The 17,611-nt window shown below is 41.4% G+C and carries 14 protein-coding genes; 4 read left to right on the forward strand and 10 right to left on the reverse strand.

Features of this window, described 5'->3' with window-relative positions; genetic code table 11:
* Positions 1 to 36 precede the first annotated feature (36 nt).
* Positions 37 to 1,434: a class II fumarate hydratase gene (gene fumC, locus J0X14_RS13805; protein WP_207098383.1), complete on the forward strand. Its 1,398-nt coding sequence runs from the start codon at positions 37 to 39 to the stop codon at positions 1,432 to 1,434.
* Positions 1,435 to 1,507: 73 nt separating this feature from the next.
* Here the strand turns inward: fumC and J0X14_RS13810 are convergent, their stop codons facing one another.
* Complete coding sequence (locus J0X14_RS13810) at positions 1,508 to 2,395, reverse strand: hypothetical protein (protein WP_207098384.1); 888 nt, start codon at positions 2,393 to 2,395, stop codon at positions 1,508 to 1,510.
* A gap of 163 nt (positions 2,396 to 2,558) precedes the next feature.
* Here J0X14_RS13810 and J0X14_RS13815 point away from each other — a divergent pair, with 163 nt between their 5' ends.
* On the forward strand, positions 2,559 to 3,350 hold the full coding sequence (locus J0X14_RS13815) for an MBL fold metallo-hydrolase (RefSeq protein WP_207098385.1): 792 nt from the start codon (positions 2,559 to 2,561) through the stop codon (positions 3,348 to 3,350).
* A gap of 68 nt (positions 3,351 to 3,418) precedes the next feature.
* Complete coding sequence (locus J0X14_RS13820; protein WP_207098386.1) at positions 3,419 to 4,123, forward strand: hypothetical protein; 705 nt, start codon at positions 3,419 to 3,421, stop codon at positions 4,121 to 4,123.
* Between the two features lie 8 nt (positions 4,124 to 4,131).
* On the opposite strand, the gene ettA is transcribed toward J0X14_RS13820, so the two are convergent.
* From ettA to J0X14_RS13835, 3 genes are all read right to left on the reverse strand, one after another.
* Entirely contained in the window at positions 4,132 to 5,823 is a 1,692-nt protein-coding gene (gene ettA / locus J0X14_RS13825) for an energy-dependent translational throttle protein EttA (RefSeq protein WP_207098387.1), read from the reverse strand.
* A gap of 33 nt (positions 5,824 to 5,856) precedes the next feature.
* A complete protein-coding gene (locus J0X14_RS13830; protein WP_231562643.1) occupies positions 5,857 to 6,033 on the reverse strand; it encodes a CAL67264 family membrane protein in 177 nt (58 codons plus the stop codon).
* A 74-nt stretch (positions 6,034 to 6,107) separates the two neighbouring features.
* On the reverse strand, positions 6,108 to 7,088 hold the full coding sequence (locus J0X14_RS13835; RefSeq protein ID WP_207098388.1) for a Gfo/Idh/MocA family protein: 981 nt from the start codon (positions 7,086 to 7,088) through the stop codon (positions 6,108 to 6,110).
* A 65-nt stretch (positions 7,089 to 7,153) separates the two neighbouring features.
* Between J0X14_RS13835 and J0X14_RS13840 the strand changes: the two genes are divergently transcribed.
* A complete protein-coding gene (locus J0X14_RS13840; RefSeq protein WP_207098389.1) occupies positions 7,154 to 8,782 on the forward strand; it encodes an acyl-CoA carboxylase subunit beta in 1,629 nt (542 codons plus the stop codon).
* On the opposite strand, the gene J0X14_RS13845 is transcribed toward J0X14_RS13840, so the two are convergent.
* The 6 genes from J0X14_RS13845 to J0X14_RS13870 all read right to left on the reverse strand — a co-directional run bounded on the left by J0X14_RS13845 (position 8,783) and on the right by J0X14_RS13870 (position 17,463).
* Positions 8,783 to 10,948, reverse strand: coding sequence for a TonB-dependent receptor plug domain-containing protein (locus J0X14_RS13845; protein ID WP_207098390.1), 2,166 nt, complete (start codon positions 10,946 to 10,948; stop codon positions 8,783 to 8,785). It lies immediately after the preceding gene.
* Between the two features lie 91 nt (positions 10,949 to 11,039).
* Complete coding sequence (locus tag J0X14_RS13850) at positions 11,040 to 12,386, reverse strand: M24 family metallopeptidase (RefSeq protein ID WP_207098391.1); 1,347 nt, start codon at positions 12,384 to 12,386, stop codon at positions 11,040 to 11,042.
* 32 nt (positions 12,387 to 12,418) lie between these two features.
* Positions 12,419 to 13,492: an AMP-binding protein gene (locus J0X14_RS13855; protein WP_207098392.1), complete on the reverse strand. Its 1,074-nt coding sequence runs from the start codon at positions 13,490 to 13,492 to the stop codon at positions 12,419 to 12,421.
* Complete coding sequence (locus J0X14_RS13860) at positions 13,470 to 14,408, reverse strand: CPBP family intramembrane glutamic endopeptidase (RefSeq protein WP_207098393.1); 939 nt, start codon at positions 14,406 to 14,408, stop codon at positions 13,470 to 13,472. Before J0X14_RS13860 ends, J0X14_RS13855 begins: the two co-directional genes overlap by 23 nt.
* Positions 14,399 to 15,451: an o-succinylbenzoate synthase gene (locus J0X14_RS13865; protein ID WP_207098394.1), complete on the reverse strand. Its 1,053-nt coding sequence runs from the start codon at positions 15,449 to 15,451 to the stop codon at positions 14,399 to 14,401. The genes J0X14_RS13860 and J0X14_RS13865 overlap by 10 nt, the downstream gene beginning before the upstream one ends.
* Positions 15,452 to 15,501: 50 nt before the next feature.
* Complete coding sequence (locus J0X14_RS13870) at positions 15,502 to 17,463, reverse strand: sensor histidine kinase (protein ID WP_207098395.1); 1,962 nt, start codon at positions 17,461 to 17,463, stop codon at positions 15,502 to 15,504.
* Positions 17,464 to 17,611 lie beyond the last annotated feature (148 nt).

Here is a 17,611-nt window from a genome sequence, read left to right on the forward strand (position 1 = left end):
GTGAACAATTACCTTTGTAGGTATAAATTTTGAAAAATGAGTTTTAGGATCGAAAAGGATACCATGGGCGAGGAAAAAGTGCCCGCGGACAAATATTGGGGAGCCCAAACGGAACGTTCCCGAAACAATTTTAAGATTGGCCCTGCCGCCTCCATGCCTTTGGATGTGGTCTACGGCTTTGCCTATCTGAAAAAGGCTGCCGCTTATGCCAACCACGAGCTGGGTGTGCTTGCCGAAGAGAAAAGGGATTTAATTGCACAGGTTTGTGATGAAATTTTGGAGGGAAAACACGATGATCAATTTCCCTTGGTCATCTGGCAGACCGGTTCGGGAACCCAGAGCAACATGAACGTTAATGAGGTTGTTGCCAACCGGGCCCATGAGATTGCAGGAAAAAAAATCGGTGAAGGTGAAAAGACCATCCAACCCAATGATGATGTCAACAAGAGTCAGTCTTCCAATGATACGTTCCCTACGGGAATGCACATTGCTGCGTATAAAAAAATAGTGGAGGTTACCATTCCCGGGGTGGAGCAGCTTAAAATTACTTTGGCCAAAAAATCCAAGGAATTTAAGGATGTGGTAAAGATTGGCCGTACCCATTTAATGGATGCCACTCCCCTAACCTTGGGTCAGGAATTTTCTGGATATGTAGCTCAATTGGAACATGGTCTAAAAGCGCTGAAAAATACACTCTCTCATTTAAGCGAACTAGCCTTAGGCGGAACAGCCGTAGGAACAGGTCTCAATACACCCAACGGATATGATGTGCTCGTCGCTAAATATATTGCGGATTTTACTGGACTTCCATTTGTTACGGCCCAAAACAAATTTGAGGCCTTGGCATCCCATGATGCCATTGTGGAAAGTCATGGTGCCTTGAAACAATTGGCGGTTTCCTTGAATAAAATTGCCAATGATATAAGAATGATGGCCTCTGGACCACGTTCTGGTATTGGAGAAATCATTATTCCCGCCAATGAACCCGGAAGTTCCATTATGCCCGGTAAAGTAAATCCAACCCAATGTGAGGCCATGACCATGGTGTGTGCCCAAGTTATAGGCAACGATGTTGCCGTGAGTGTGGGTGGCACCCAAGGGCACTATGAGCTGAACGTTTTTAAACCCATGATGGCCGCCAATATTTTACAATCAGCCCAACTCCTTGGGGATGCCTGTGTTAGTTTTGATGAAAACTGCGCCATTGGCATTGAACCTAATCATGAAGTAATCAAAAGGTTATTGAACAATTCATTAATGCTGGTAACCGCATTGAACACCAAGATTGGTTATTACAAAGCGGCTGAAATTGCCAATACTGCGCATAAAAATGGAACTACACTACGTGAGGAAGCCATTAATTTAGGATATGTTACCCCAGAGGAATACGATGCATGGGTAAAACCCGAAGATATGGTGGGAAGCCTTAAGTAATTGATTAAAAATCAATCCATAAAAAAAGCCCGTTCAACTGAACGGGCTTTCTTAGTTATATGGATAGTGTGAATTATTTCAATTCAAATTTGGAAGTACCCAACAATTTCAATTGATTGTCGTATACATTTACCATGTAGTTTCCTTTTTGAAACTCATCGGCAGGCTTGTTGATGTAGTCACATACGTCCAAAGAACTGTTTTCGTAGTAGAAATTGGTTCCTTTGCTATACGTGATGGAAGCACCTTCTTCGGTAGTTTTAGTGAAGCTGTCACCCAAAACATTTCCTTGTGGACCAAGTACTTCAATAAAGAACTCTCTGTCACCAGCTTCAGCAATTACGTTATCAGCAATGGTAAAGCAAACTTTGAATTTGTCAGTAGCTCTGGCTCTGGAAGTAGAAACCAATTTTCCACTGTTTCTCTCTCTAACAGCATCAACACTGATAGTGGAAAGGTTAAGTGCAGAACCTCTTTCAACAGCATCTGCCAATTGAGTGTTCTGTACGATCAAAGAATCGTTGAAAACAGTTTGTTTCTCCAATTCGGTGAAAGTACTGTCTCTTTGCATGGCCAACAAAGTGTTGGATTGTGTCAAAGAATCAACTTGCTTCATCAATTTCTCTCTTTCAGCCTTCAATACGCTTACTTGTCTTCTGTATCTTGAAAGAGAAGCGATGTCAGCCTTCATACTTTCAACAGAGTCAATGTACTTTGCAATGTTGTCACGGGCAGCAACCAATTCTTCATTGGTAGCGTTACTTTCCAAAATCGCTTTGTCGTACTCAGATTTCAAATTGTTCAAATCTTCAACAACCAAATCTTTTTCTTGGGTAAGCGCTTGAGTTGTCTTTTTCTTATCTTGGTAAAGACTTACAGTATAGATGATAGTTCCCAAAAGAACTACACCCAACAAACCAGCTATTACCTTCAAACCATTGTTATTTTTTGTTTCAGTCATAACGTTTTGTATTAATTGATTCTCGTTTAGGTTTTTTAATCAATTGTGTTTGGTTTATATACGCTTTGGATTTCTATTTGGATCATTTGGATTGAAATAATCTCAAAAAAAATCTTAATTATGGTCTATATCCCTTAATTTTAAAGGAATTCAAAAGAAAACCATGAAAAGAAATTTTATCCTGATGGTGATTGCTCTGGCACTAACTATCTCCTGCAAACCGAAAAAGTCAGCGAAAGAAGATACCGCTGAGGTAGCCTCTCAAGTAGAAGTTGAGACTCCCGCCGAGGTAAAAATCATACCCATTGAACACGCCACTGCGGTTTTGGAGTGGAACGATACCACTATATATATAGACCCGGTTGGAGGAAAAGCGGCCTTTGAAGGTCAAAATTCACCAGATATGATTTTTATAACCGATATACACGGCGACCATTTTAATCCAGAAACTTTGAATGAATTGAATTTGGAAGGTGTTCAAATCATCGCACCGGAAGCGGTAAAATCACAAATGGAGGAAGCATTATCGTCCAAAACTACCGTGATAAACAATGGAGAGACCAAGGAAATAACGGGATTTTCCGTTAAAGCTATTCCCATGTACAACCTACGTGAAGAAGCTAAGGATTTCCATGTTAAAGGAAGGGGCAACGGATATGTCTTTACTTTTGGGGACGAACGCATTTATTTTTCCGGAGATACGGAGGATATTCCTGAAATGCGGGCATTGGAAAATATTGATAAGGCCTTTGTTTGCATGAATCTCCCTTACACAATGACGGTGGAAAGTGCGGCGGATGCCGTTTTGGAATTTCAACCCGAAGAGGTGTACCCTTATCATTTTAGAGGTCGGCCTGATGTTAGCGATGTGGCAAAATTCAAGCAATTGGTCAATGAGGGTAATTCAGCTATCAAAGTTGTTCAGTTGGATTGGTATCCCAATGATGATTTTTGATTACGTAAAATAAAGGCACCATATTGTCGTTAAGGTAACAGAACTTAACCAAATCAAAATACTTAATCATGGCTCCCAAATCCCGTGTTTTAGTAGTTATGGCAATACTTTTTGCCATAAATGCAACTTTTTCCCAACAATGCGATAATTATTATTCCAAAGTGACGTATGCGCTCAACCATTGTAAAAAAGCAATGACGGCCACCAACTTTGAACACCAAATGTATTATGCCGAACGAGCATTGACCGCACTTGAAAAAGCGGATGAATTCAAAGGTGACTGTGTATGTAAAAAAGCCTATGACAAGGCCTATGACACAAAGCAGACTTTAGACAAGGCTATTGAACCCATAGATTGGGAGGCTGGCCGATTCTATACCAAAAAAGCGTTGGGTCAAATCAATGAACTTATTACTTTTTTAGATGAGTGTACACTTGGTGTTTCGTCTGATGTAACCATCGCCGATAGTGGTAATACAACGATGGTACATGAAGCTCATGCCGATAACAACACAGCGGAAATCGAAACTAATACAGCATCTGAAAATTCCATGGAACTTGAAATGATCAAGGTCTTTGAAAAGCATGCCACCGATAAATTAAGCAGCGCCGAACAAGCTATTGCACAATTGGTGGAGCTTTCCAAAACCATTGGAGCAAATTCTACTGGAAGCAATGACCCCAATAGTTTGGCATCGCACCAACAAGCTTATTTGGAAAAAGCCAAAAAAATACTTGAGGAAGGCATCAAAAATCTCGGCGGAGAAGAATAGTTTCTCAATTACCGAATCAATTTTTTATACTTGATACGCTTGGGCATGATATCTGTTCCCAAGCGTTTCTTTTTGTTCTCTTCATAATCGGAGAACGAACCTTCAAAGAAATAGACCTGCGAATCCCCTTCAAACGCCAAGATGTGTGTACAAATCCTATCCAAGAACCATCTGTCGTGGGAAATAATAACCGCACAGCCCGCAAAGTTTTCCAAACCTTCTTCCAAAGCACGTAGCGTATTTACATCCAAATCGTTGGTTGGCTCATCCAGCAACAGTACGTTTCCTTCTTCTTTTAAGGTCATGGCCAAATGAAGTCGGTTACGCTCCCCACCTGAAAGCATACTTACCTTCTTGTTTTGTTCGCTTCCTGAGAAATTGAATCGACTTAGATAGGCTCGGGAATTCACTTGCTTCCCTCCCATCATTACCAATTCCTGTCCGTCACTAAAGTTTTCCCAAATTGATTTTTCTGGGTTGATATTGGAGTGACTTTGGTCCACGTAGGCCAATTTTGCCGTATCCCCAACAACAAATTCTCCTTTGTCCGGGGTTTCCTCGCCCATGATCATTCGGAAAATGGTGGTCTTACCCGCTCCATTGGGACCAATGATTCCCACTATTCCCGCTTGCGGCAAGTTGAAGTTTAACTCTTCATATAGCAATTTATCACCATATGCTTTGCTTACCCCTTTTGCTTCAATGACATTGGTACCCAGTCTAGGTCCATTGGGAATGTATATCTCCAACTTTTCCTCCAATTGTTTTTGGTCTTGACTGAGCAGCTTATCGTAATTCTTTAAACGGGCCTTTTGCTTGGTCTGTCTTCCTTTTGCACCTTGACGAACCCATTCCAACTCTCGCTCCAAGGTTTTTTGGCGTTTGGAAGCTTGTTTGCTTTCTTGGGCCAAACGTTTGGCTTTCTGATCTAACCAGCTGGAATAATTGCCTTTCCATGGAATACCTTCTCCCCTATCCAACTCCAAAATCCATCCTGCAACGTTGTCCAAGAAATAACGGTCGTGCGTTACGGCAATCACCGTTCCTTTGTATTGCGCCAAATGATGTTCCAACCAATGCACGGATTCTGCGTCCAAGTGGTTGGTAGGCTCATCCAACAATAACACATCGGGTTCTTGCAAGAGCAATCGACATAAAGCCACTCTTCGGCGTTCTCCTCCAGATAACACTGCAATTTTCTTGTCAGACTCTGGAGTACGAAGCGCATCCATCGCGATTTCCAATTTCGTATCCAGTTCCCAAGCATTGGACGCATCAACTTGATCTTGAAGGGCTGCTTGTTTGTCCATCAACTTTTGCATCTTGTCCGCATCCTCATAGACCTCGGGCAGACCGAACATATCGTTGATTTTATTGTATTCATCCAAAATGGCCACGGTTTCGGCAACACCTTCGCGCACCACTTCCATTACCGTCTTGTTTTCGTCCAATTGGGGTTCCTGCTCCAAGTAACCGACAGTGTAGCCCGGGGAAAACACCACATCACCTTGGTAGTTCTTATCAACACCCGAAATGATTTTTAACAAAGTAGATTTACCAGAGCCATTGAGACCCAAAATCCCAATTTTGGCGCCGTAAAAGAAGCTTAAATAAATGTTTTTGAGTACAGGGGTGTTGGCCGTTTTAAAGGTCTTGGTAACCCCAGACATTGAAAAAATGACTTTTTTATCGTCTGACATGTAGTTGTTCTTTAAATTGAAAAAAGGAGGAATCTAAACCCGACCCTTGAGCGCATTGAATACCCAGGCCACAGCAAAAAATCCGATGCCTACCGCACCAAAACCGTAACCTGCAACCTCGTCATATTTGAAAGCCCCAAGAGCTATCATACCTATTCCTACAAAAATCATGATCCATGTAGCCCAAGCGAGCACTGTGTTTTTGTTCATTCCCATATATAGCGTTCAGAAGAGCCTCAAATATCGTAAAAAATGGAATAATCCAAAGGTTTGAGCACGGTTTATCACTCAAAAGGAAAGGTTATTCCGCATTTTTCACGAATTGTGTTCAACAATTCCGCCAAATCCAAGCTATTTTGATGGGACCAAAGGTCACTTTCCAACTTTTTGGCCTTCAAACACTGATGCACTTCCTCAATTTCATACACAAAACCATTTCCTTGGCGGGGTAGTTCAAATTCTTGGATTTCACCCTCTTTTTCCAATCTACAGCCATCAGCTTCATGCCATCTAGGATGGATGAAAATTTCACCTTTGCTTCCTGAAATTTCTGCCTCCATTTTAGACTTACTGGTCAATCCACTATATAAAATCGCTTGTGCATTTTGGTAATGGAATAACATGGACGTTTGCAACTCAGTCCCATTTTCATGAAAATTTGATTTGGCCATAATCTCTTTCGGCATTCCCAAAATCAAATACGCCAAAAAGATAGGGTAGATTCCTATATCAAGCAGTGAACCAGAAGCCAAATTTGGATTCAACAATCTGGAGTCCAAACCTCTGTCCAAAGCGTAAAAGGCAAAATCAGCATGAAGATAACCGACTTTACCTATGGTTCCATCGTCCACCATCTTCTTTGCTTTTTGTACCGAAGGATTGAATCGGGACCAAAGCCCCTCCATCATAAATACTTTATTCGCTTTGGCAGCAGCCACAATTTCCTCCACTTCTGTTTTACTTACACCCAACGGTTTTTCGCAAAGCACATGCTTACCCGATTCTATAGCTTGAATGGCCAAATCCTTATGAAAATTATGTGGCGTGGCCACATAGACAATATCCACTGTATCTGAATTGAAAAGCTCCTCGTAACTACCAAAAACGTTTGGAATATTAAATTTATCCGCGAACAGTTGCGCTCTTTCCAAATTTCTGGAAGCGACCCCAGCTACTTCCGCATCTGGCACCAATTTTAAATCTTCGGTAAAATCTGTGGCAATTTTTCCAGGGCCCACGATGCCCCATTTAATTTTTGTGTCCATATTACCTCAAAAGTAATGATTATAACTCCTTATCTTTAACCGATAGCAAGAAATTGATAGTGCCTATGGATATCGACTTCAACAAAAATGAAGACCATAACAAATTAATGCTCTCCGAACTTCGGAAAAGACTCGCCGCAGTAAAGCTGGGCGGAGGCAAAAAACGCATTGAAAAACATCACGAAAAGGGTAAAATGACCGCTAGAGAGCGCATTGATTATCTGTTGGATGCCAAATCGCCCTCAATTGAGATTGGTGCATTCGCAGGCGATGGCATGTACGAGGAACATGGAGGTTGCCCCTCCGGAGGTGTTGTGGTAAAAGTTGGCTATGTGAAGGGAAAGCAATGTGTGGTTGTCGCTAACGATGCTACCGTAAAAGCTGGGGCTTGGTTTCCCATCACCGGAAAAAAGAATCTAAGGGCCCAAGAAATTTGCATCGAAAACAGACTTCCCATCATTTATTTGGTGGACAGTGCTGGGGTGTATTTGCCCATGCAGGATGAGATTTTCCCAGACAAGGAGCATTTTGGACGTATTTTCAGGAACAATGCCGTTATGAGCAGTATGGGCATCACCCAAATTGCTGCGGTTATGGGAAGTTGTGTGGCAGGAGGCGCCTATTTGCCCATTATGAGCGATGAAGCCCTGATCGTGGACAAAACTGGAAGCATATTTTTGGCAGGAAGCTATTTGGTGAAAGCGGCCATTGGTGAAAACATTGACAATGAAACTTTAGGTGGGGCCACCACCCATTCCGAAATTAGTGGAGTAACGGATTACAAAGCCAAGGACGACAAGGATGCGCTGGATAAAATCAAGAATATTGTTGATAAGATAGGGGATTTTGATAAAGCAGGTTTCAATCGAACTGAGCCAAAAACTCCATCAGAAAATCCAGAAGATATTTATGGAATTCTACCTGCTTCACGGAGTGACCAATACAACATGTTGGAAATCATAAAACGACTTGTAGATGATTCTGAATTTGAGCAATACAAGGAAGGCTACGGTAAAACCATTTTAACGGGCTACGCCCGAATTGATGGTTGGGCCGTGGGGATTGTGGCCAATCAGCGGAAGGTAGTCAAAACTAAAAACGGGGAAATGCAATTTGGCGGGGTTATTTATTCTGATTCTGCAGACAAAGCCACCCGATTTATTGCCAATTGCAACCAAAAGAAGATTCCGTTGGTGTTCCTACAAGATGTTACTGGTTTTATGGTGGGTAGTAAAAGTGAGCATGGTGGTATTATTAAAGATGGTGCCAAAATGGTGAACGCAGTAGCCAATTCCGTTGTGCCCAAGTTTACCATTGTTATTGGAAACAGTTATGGTGCCGGAAATTATGCCATGTGCGGCAAGGCCTATGACCCTAGATTGATTGTGGCCTGGCCGAGTGCTGAACTCGCAGTGATGAGTGGGAATTCAGCAGCCAAGGTTTTGCTACAGATTGAAAAAGCTTCTCTGGAAAAAAGTGGAAAACCAGTTGATGAAGAGAAAGAAAAAGAGCTTTACGATAAAATCAAACAGCGGTACGACGACCAAATATCTCCTTACTACGCTGCAGCACACCTTTGGACCGATGCCATCATAGACCCTTTAGATACCCGAAAATGGATTTCTATGGGGATTGAAGCGGCCAATCATGCACCAATTGAGAAAAAATTCAATATGGGAGTGCTACAGGTGTAATTAATCTACGGTGAACCGGGCCAATTGCTGTTCGTCTCCATTTTCCTGAAGTCGTATTATAAATTCCTCGCTTCTTTGATTGGGTTTCCCAAAATTGTATTGTACGGTACATTTTAAAAATGTGGCTGCTTCATTTTTTGGGGTTCTGTTCCCCAAATAGGTGGCATTTAATATCCATTCGCCTTTGGTTTCAGCACCCACAATTTCAAACTGTTCGCTGGAGTTTCCATTCTGGAGTTCTTCCAAAATCCGTTTTCGGTCACCAATTTCCGTATGTTCCCAAGTGAAGAATCGTTTCTGAGGATTCACAAATTGAACGGAAAATTCGGCATCCGGAACGCTCCAATCCAAGATTAATCTGGCATTATAGGTTACATTGTTCCGATATTTGGCATCCACTTTATCAATATCCAACTTCCCCTTGTTTTGATTCAACATATTTCGAATCTCTGTTCCTACCATCTTTTCCATAGGAGAAAAATTTAATTCGAGATTGGCATCCCCACTGACCATACCGTTCAACATGTTGAGGGATTCTTGCAGATTTCCAACGTTTTTTTGGGCCAAGGCAACATCAAAATAGGATTGGATTTTATTGGGAAAGAATTCCAGCATTTTATCGGCTGCGAATACAGCCATTGCATGATTTTCCTGTTCAGTACATTTTAAAAATAGGGCACGTAATGCTTCATAAGGGGGATTTTCAACTTCAAGAACATTGGATAATATCCGCTCCGCCAAATCAGGACTTGAACCCAAAAAGAAATTAGAAACATCTAAAAAATATTCGGGAGCATTCCAATATCTTTCCCTTTGATTCAAATAAATATCATAGGCTTCCCTAATACTTTTCCCATTTTTCAATTCCTTTAGGTAAGGTGTGACCAACGTTTTATTGTTCACCTTAATTTTATCTTCATAAATATTGTCTCTTAAACGGGCCATGTCTGGTTTTCCACCCGATTCCTTGGCGTAGGTTGCCGTTTTTGAAGTAATCAGAAGAACTCCATTAACACCAAGGCTGCCGTATTTGTTTGTGGCGGCCAATCCTTTTAAAACGGTAATTTCCGCAATGTTTTCTGGGTTGATGAAATCTGAACTAAAGACCGTGCCGCTTGCAGAATCAGACTGCCGTAATGGAACACCATCAATTACAATCAATCCATACACATTACCCAACAAGGTCATTCGTGGCCGCATGGTCACTTGGCTCAAATCTTCATTTTGTCCCAGGTTCACCCCAGAAAATTTACCTTGAATCGCCATGTCTGGGGTTGTGGCCGCATCAGAAATATCATCACTTGAAATGGATTGGACCGCATAGCCCACTTTATCCTTGTTTTCCTCGCCATAACCCGTTGTAATGGTCTCTTCAGGTTCACCTATCGTTTCACTCACTACCACTTCCTGAAGTTGAATTCCTTGGTCTTCCAATGAAAAATTAAGCGTGTTATTTTCTCCCAACACCTGCTTTTCCAATTTATTTCCATAAGCAACGACCAATGTATCCCCTACCCTTCCGTCTATTGAAAAACCACCTGTTACATTAGATTTAACGCGGTTACTTTCATTGCCCTGAACATAAATATCAGCACCTTGCAGACCTGCTGTGCCGCTATAAATAGTCCCAGAATATTGGTTAGTATTGTCAAATGGGGCGTCTGAATCCTTCTTTTCATTAAAATCCACCAAGTTTCCATTGTTCACAATGGACAGCAGGTTAAGGCTGGCTTTATCAAAACTCTTGTTGCTATTGATGATATAGAGTTCACCGTTAAAATTGGGGGTGCCGCTGCCCAAATTTTGTTTTCCATCGGTAAAAAACAAAACTTCTCCTGTATCCACATAACTACTGAGTGATTCATAAGAAGTAGCTCCATCATAAGTTAATGCTTGAAGTTCTTTTTTAATGGAAGACCAGTCACCTGAAGTTACTTGATGGGTATCTTTAGAGAGAACCCGGTCACTGAAAGTCACCAAACTCACCTGGGCATTCTGGACTGTTTTAAAGTAGGCGTCCAAAAAATAAAAATCCTTTTCAATATCCCGATTTTGCATGGAGAGGGAAGCATCCCAACAAATAGAGACATTTTTGTATTCTTGTGCATTGCTGCTGAATCCTATCAGAAAACAAATCAGAATGATTTTCCAGTTAGTTAATTTCATTTCTCAATATGTTTAGCATTCTCTGGGGCTAATGTAAAAGTATCGCTCGGTCAACAATTGTATAAAATAGACGCTGCTGGAATACTGTCCATCAATATCCTTGCTGCGGTTTTACTCTTGGAATCAAAAACAATTCTGTTTGTCGCCCATTCACATACCGAAAACCATCTTCACCGAAAAATCCCGCTTCTTCCAGCATAATCCGAATATCTCGGTTCCATTCCGGGATGTTCACCGTGGCATTCAGTTCAATGGCATAACAGGTGTTGGGGTTTAGAGGGTAATTGTCCCCATCATCCTTCTCTATACCGCCTTGGGAATCCCACATGCCAATAGTGGTCCCAGCGGAGTGTCCGTACATTCCCAAAGGATGGGTATAAATGGCAGGTTGTAAGCCCGCATCCTTGGCATCCTGCAATGATTTGGCCAAAATGTCATTTCCAACCCTTCCTTGGACCATGTTCGTGGTCAAGAAATCTTGAACCCGGTTACCATCATATAGCGCATTCACCAAAAATGAAGGGGCTTCGGTCTCTTCTGGTTTTAGTACATACGCAAGTTCTTGACAGTCCGTGTTGAGACGGAGATACGTAATTCCGAAATCGCAATGTAACAAATCGCCCGGCATGATCACCAAATCATCGGGTCTTCCTGAAAAGGAATACAGATGACTTACCAATTCTTCACTAGCGCGTTGGATGTCCACCGTAGGATGAAACCATGTTTCCAATCCCAAATCGGTAACTTTTTGCCGCATCCACCATTCTACCTCAGTGGTGGTTGTGATGCCCGGAGTTATGACCTTTTCAGAAAAGGCTTCGGCGATTATATCATGGGTAATATCCACGAGTTGGTCAAAAATCACCATCTCCCTTTCAGTTCGGGTTTCAATCCAACGTACCGCCAATTGTTCCGCTGACATTACTTTAGACTGGTGTTTTTTGGGAAGGTTGGACATGAATTCATCGTAATCCGTCTTATCCAGACCATCGGTTATGTTATGATCTTTTGAAAAATTAAGGGCTATTTTCTGTGGATTCCGTTCTTCAATAAGCTGTATTAAACGCTTCCACTGGTCAGGTTCCTTTTCCTTATCCCAAGCGGAAACTATGCTCTTGCCAATATTATATCGAGCTACCGCCAATTTATCTATGGTATTTTTTTCGGTATTTCGATAAAAAAGGAGTATGGTTCGTCTTCGGGCATTCAACCAAGTGGCCGGAAGCATAGTGCGTAGCACAGGGTCCTCATTATATTCTCTTGAGATGAGTATCCACATATCAATCCCCGTATCATCCATAAGTTTTGGGAGTAAGACATTGAACCGTTCTTCCAGAATCTCATCCACTACCCGGGCACGTTCCACTTCGGGAAGGATTTGTTGGGAATGGGCAAGAAAAATAGTAAGGAATGTAAATAATAGCGTTAGTTGTTTCATGTAGTTTGATTTATCCTCTCAAAATACAAAACTTAACGTATTTGCTCCATTATTTTTTTACGATGGATTTTGCCAGTTTTGGTTTCAATGAACGGTTTTAGGGCCACTACTTTTTTGGGTACTTCATATTTGTGAAGACCTTTTACTTTTTTGATTTTTGAGAGTAGTACTTCCGAGTCAACCTGGGATTCTTCTATCACCAAAACCAATTGTTGTCCCAAAACCGCATCAGGAAGTCCCGCTACAAAAAAACGGGAGTTGATAATGGACGATAGTTTTTTCTCTATTTGCTCAGGAATCAGTTTAACGCCTCCAGAGTTGATGATGGAATCATAACGCCCCAGCCACTTAAACTGATTTTCACCGGCGAGTTCCACCACATCATTGGTCACAATTTGATCATTCAAAACCTTGGGAGCATTAATCACTAGACAGTCCCTCGCATCCACAGAAATGGTAACATTGGGCAGGGTTTCAAAATAATCGATTGAACCATCTCCCATTCTTTTTACGGCAATATGGGTGATGGTCTCCGTCATCCCATAGGTTTCATAACATTGAGTGGGTAGGTTTTTCAGTTTGCTCCGTAAAGTGATATCCACTGGTGCACCACCAATAATCACTATTTTGATTCTATCCAAATGCTCCAAGGAACTTTGAACTTGCAGGGGAACCATTGCCACAAAATCGTAGGCCTTCTCATTAGTTGACAATGGGGTCGATGAGGGCTCCACATAATCCAATTGCAAACCGAGTACCATAGCCCGAACCAACATCATTTTTCCTGCGATTCCCGAACAAGGAAGGCACAATAAAGCAGTATGATTAGGTGCTAGACCAAAATAGGCTCCAGTAGCCTTGGCCGAATTGACCATGTGCTCTTTTAGCAATGCAATTTTTTTGGGTTTCCCTGTGGAGCCTGAAGTAAAAACCTCCAAAGTGGGTTTTTCAGAAGTCCAATCCAATATAAAATCACCTAGGGAGAGCTCAAAAGGGTCTCCTTCCTTGACCAAGCTATAGCCAATCTCCTTAAGGTCTTCCAAATGATACGAAGTGCCGTTGAGCTTAAACTGGGGATGTATGTTATGCCAGATTGGATTCTCCATTGGATAAGGCCACAAATTCTTCCTTGGTCATTACTTTTCCAAATAGTCTGTCCTTCCAGTTCTTCCAACCGTATTTTTTTGAAAAAAACAACAATAGCAGTGGAAAAACCACAAAAACAGGAATCACAGCATCCCATCCTAACGAGGGCTCTGAAATGTCTTTATAGATTGAATTGGTCTGAAAAGCGGTCCAGTCCGCGGTGACCAAAAGTGCTGTAATAAGGTTGTTTGCGGCATGAAAACCGAGTGCGAGTTCCAACCCTTCGTCCATTAGTGTTAAAATTCCCAAGAAAAAGCCCGTTCCGATATAGTAAATAAGAATACCAAAACCCAATTTTTCCACTTCGGGGTTGGCAATGTGCATCAGTCCAAACAAGGTAGAAGTTACCACCAACGGCACCCATTTGTTCTTTGCCAGAATACCCAATCCTTGCATCATGTGTCCTCTAAACAAATATTCTTCAAAACTGGTTTGCATGGGAATCAAAACAATGGCAATAATCGCCAAGGGGATAAATTTGACCAAATCAAAATTCAACACGTAACTATCCGGGGAAAAATAAATGTCAATCCCAACCAGAAGAATGGTGATGACTGTCCAAAGTCCAAATGAAAAAAAGATACGTCTCCAATCTATTTTCTTTCGTGAAGTGGTCAATGAGGTAATGGATTGTTTATGGACAATATACGTCCAACCCAATACCACGAACAATCCTACCGCTAATGGAAACAAAAGGAAAATCAAAACCAAATTAGAACCAAATTCCGCTATAACTTGCTGCATGGTATCTTCCACGCTTACTGGAGAATTTACCGTGGCAATATAGTTGAGCACCATAAACCCTATGAATGCAACCGGGATGATAAAATACTTCCACAGGCCAATGTCCCCTTTATACCCTTGTTCTATATACATAAATCTTCAATTAAATTATGTTTCCATTGTTTTGTCTTGCTATAATACAATTTCCCGTTTGAAACCTCCAACGGACTTTTAAAATTGTTGGTGTACAGACTTCCGGTACCCAAGCCTTGAGGCATGGAATTTCCCAACGTATAGGTCCATTGCGCAATAGCGTTGAGCCCGATATTGCTTTCCAAAGCACTGGTTACCCACCACCCTATTTGATACTTTTCCGCGAGATCTATCCATTCTCGGCATCCATTAAAACCACCCACCAAACTAGGCTTCAATATAATATATTGTGGCTTTATGGTTTGTAGCAATTGTTCCTTTTCCGTTACATAAAAAATACCAATCAATTCCTCGTCCAAGGCGATGGGCAATGGCGTATTCTGGCAAAGTTCTGCCATTTGTTCCCATTGACCGGGCTTAATGGGTTGTTCTATGGAGTGGAGTTGATATTCTGATAGTTGTTGTAGCTTCTCCATGGCATCAGTAGGTGAAAAAGCACCATTGGCATCGACCCGAAGTTCAATTTCTTGTGGTGTGAAGTTATTCCGGATAGTTTTTAATATGGAAAGTTCAGCAGCAAAATCTATGGCTCCAATCTTCATTTTAATGCATTGGAAACCATCTTTTAGTTTTTGTTTTAGTTGGGAGAGCATAAATGCTTCATCTCCCATCCAGATGAGTCCGTTAATGGGTATCGCCGATTCTTTTTTAGTAAATTCAGAAGGAAACAGCTCAAAGGGATTTTGGGACTGCAGTGATAAGAATGCTTGTTCCAGCCCAAATTGAAGGGAAGGGAATCCGTTCAATTCCTGCAGTAAACCATCTTGTCCCAAATGGATGTTTTCACAGACCCATTGCAACTTTTCTTCATAACCGGGAACATCGTCTACACTCAACCCTCGTAAAATACCGCACTCTCCTATTCCATAACGGTTCTCATCCTGAAGCAACAGAAACCAAGTCTCTTTTTGCGTCAAAACGCCACGTGACGTCCCACTGGGAATCTTAAAATTTAGGATATACTTTTTATAGGTAGCTTTCATCCAATGGTTTCAAATGTAACCATATTTAGGATGCTACAACCAAAAAATCATCAGCTAAAGTTGAACCAAAAGCGAACTCCTTCGGTTTGCGTGTCTATGTTTAACTTGGATTGTAATTGGTTTACCAATCGGTTCATTAAACGGATTCCCATTGAAGAATGGGTGCGCTCCTCTGTGTCTTCAGGAAGACCAACCCCGTTATCGGTGTATTCAAAATAGCCTTGATCGCCATTTTTACGGAGATGAATGTAGATCTTGCCATTATCATCACTATCAGGAAAAGCATATTTAAAAGAATTGGACACCAATTCGTTCAAAATCAATCCAAAAGGAATGGCTCTATCAATATCCAATTCAGTGCCTTCAGCGTCAATGGTAATGCTAATGTTGTGACCGCCCTTCTTGTAAACCGACTGAACACTATTGATAAGACTTTCAATGTACCCCTGCATTTCAATGACGGATAAATCATCATTCTGATACAATTTTTGGTGTATCAATGCCATGGCTTTCACCCTACTCTTGCCTTCTTCCAATGCCTCAATGGCCGCCTTGCTACGCGTATTTTTGGTTTGAAGACTCAACAAGCTGGAAACCATTTGCAAGTTGTTCTTTACCCTGTGGTGGATTTCCTTGAGCAGGGAATCTTTTTCAATCAGCGCGTTTTCAATGATGTGCTTTTGTTCGGCAATTAAACGTTGGTTCTTGATACTCTTTAAATAGGCATAGACCAACCCGGCAAAACCGAGCAATGTGAAAATAAGGGAGATGAAAACCAAATTGATGCGTTCATCCTTTGCCTTCATTTCACTCCGGGCCAACTCATTGATTCGCTTTTGTTCCTCAATCAAGCGTTGCGAGTTCTCCAAATCTTCATTGGCCACAATGGTCACCAACTGTTGTTTTATAATGGAGGACTGTTTTTGCGCCATGGAATCCTTGATACGTTCATTACGTTTGTAGTACATGGCCGCATTTTTGTAGTTCTCCACCCTGTCATAATAAGCCGCCAATAGGCTGTTTCGCTTAATCACCTGTTGGATCCCAATATTATCAAACTCAATATCAAGGTTTCGTTTTGCTGCCAAAAATCGGTCCATCTGCAAATTGGCATTTGCCAAATAGAGGGTATTCTCTACCATCTCACTTTTATGGCTGTTCTTGGATGACGTATCCAATACTTCAATGCTACTTTCCAAAAGTGGAATGGCCTGCTCATATTCGCCCAGCATTACATGGCACTTTCCTATATTTCCTTCTATTTCAGCTTTGAGCAAATCACTTTCAAAAATTTCGTCTTCACTTTTTTGAATAGAGATGTCATTAAGATAAACATCCAAATAGGCTTTTGCTTTCTTCAATTCGCTCAACGCAGTTGGTGCTGAATTATCAAGACGAAGATAGTTTCCCACTTTGCTATGGTATTTCGCCAATCCATAAGAATCATTATCGGCGATGGTGGGCTTTACCTCCATAATGTATTGGTTCCTAGCCACCCGGTACAATCCTAAGTTGCTGTAGATATCATAGAAGGAAACGTTATCTGTAATGCCCATTTCTTTTTTCTGCTTCCTGATTTCTATTTGCTTATCAAAAAGCTGGAGGTTGGCATAGTTATCGTCCAAAACATCCAAGACCGCTGTTTGCGAGTCTACATCCAATGAGTCTTTAGCGGCATAAATATCTTTGGCCAAGGTGGTACTTTTGTCGTATTCACCAAGATCATTATAAATCTGTGCCTGCATTATCTGATACAAACGAAGGGCAGTTGTATCGTTGGTTGTCTGTGCGTTGGAGAGGTATATTTTGATGGTCTCCAACCAGTCGTAGGCCGAGTTCTGATTATATCTATCGACAGAATTGAAAAAAACGTTGAACCGTTCTTTTGGGAGATTGGTATCTTGGAATTCCTTTAAAACACTCTGCTCCTGGTCGTCAAAAGACTGTGCAGAACCGCTGTAAAGAAAAACAAAGCAAAATACAGTGAATAAAAATCTTACGTAACGTTCCATTAATTTACTTACGATATATGGTTCTCCAAGAATTTCTTGTAGAACCATAGTATGGTTTGTGCCCTTTATTTGTCTTCCCCGTAAGATGATTTCTGCGCTGGATGTATTTTATCGATTCAACCTTTGGAATCAACGTATGGGGTATATA

The organism is Allomuricauda sp. CAU 1633, from assembly GCF_017313225.1.
Lineage (GTDB): Bacteria > Bacteroidota > Bacteroidia > Flavobacteriales > Flavobacteriaceae > Flagellimonas.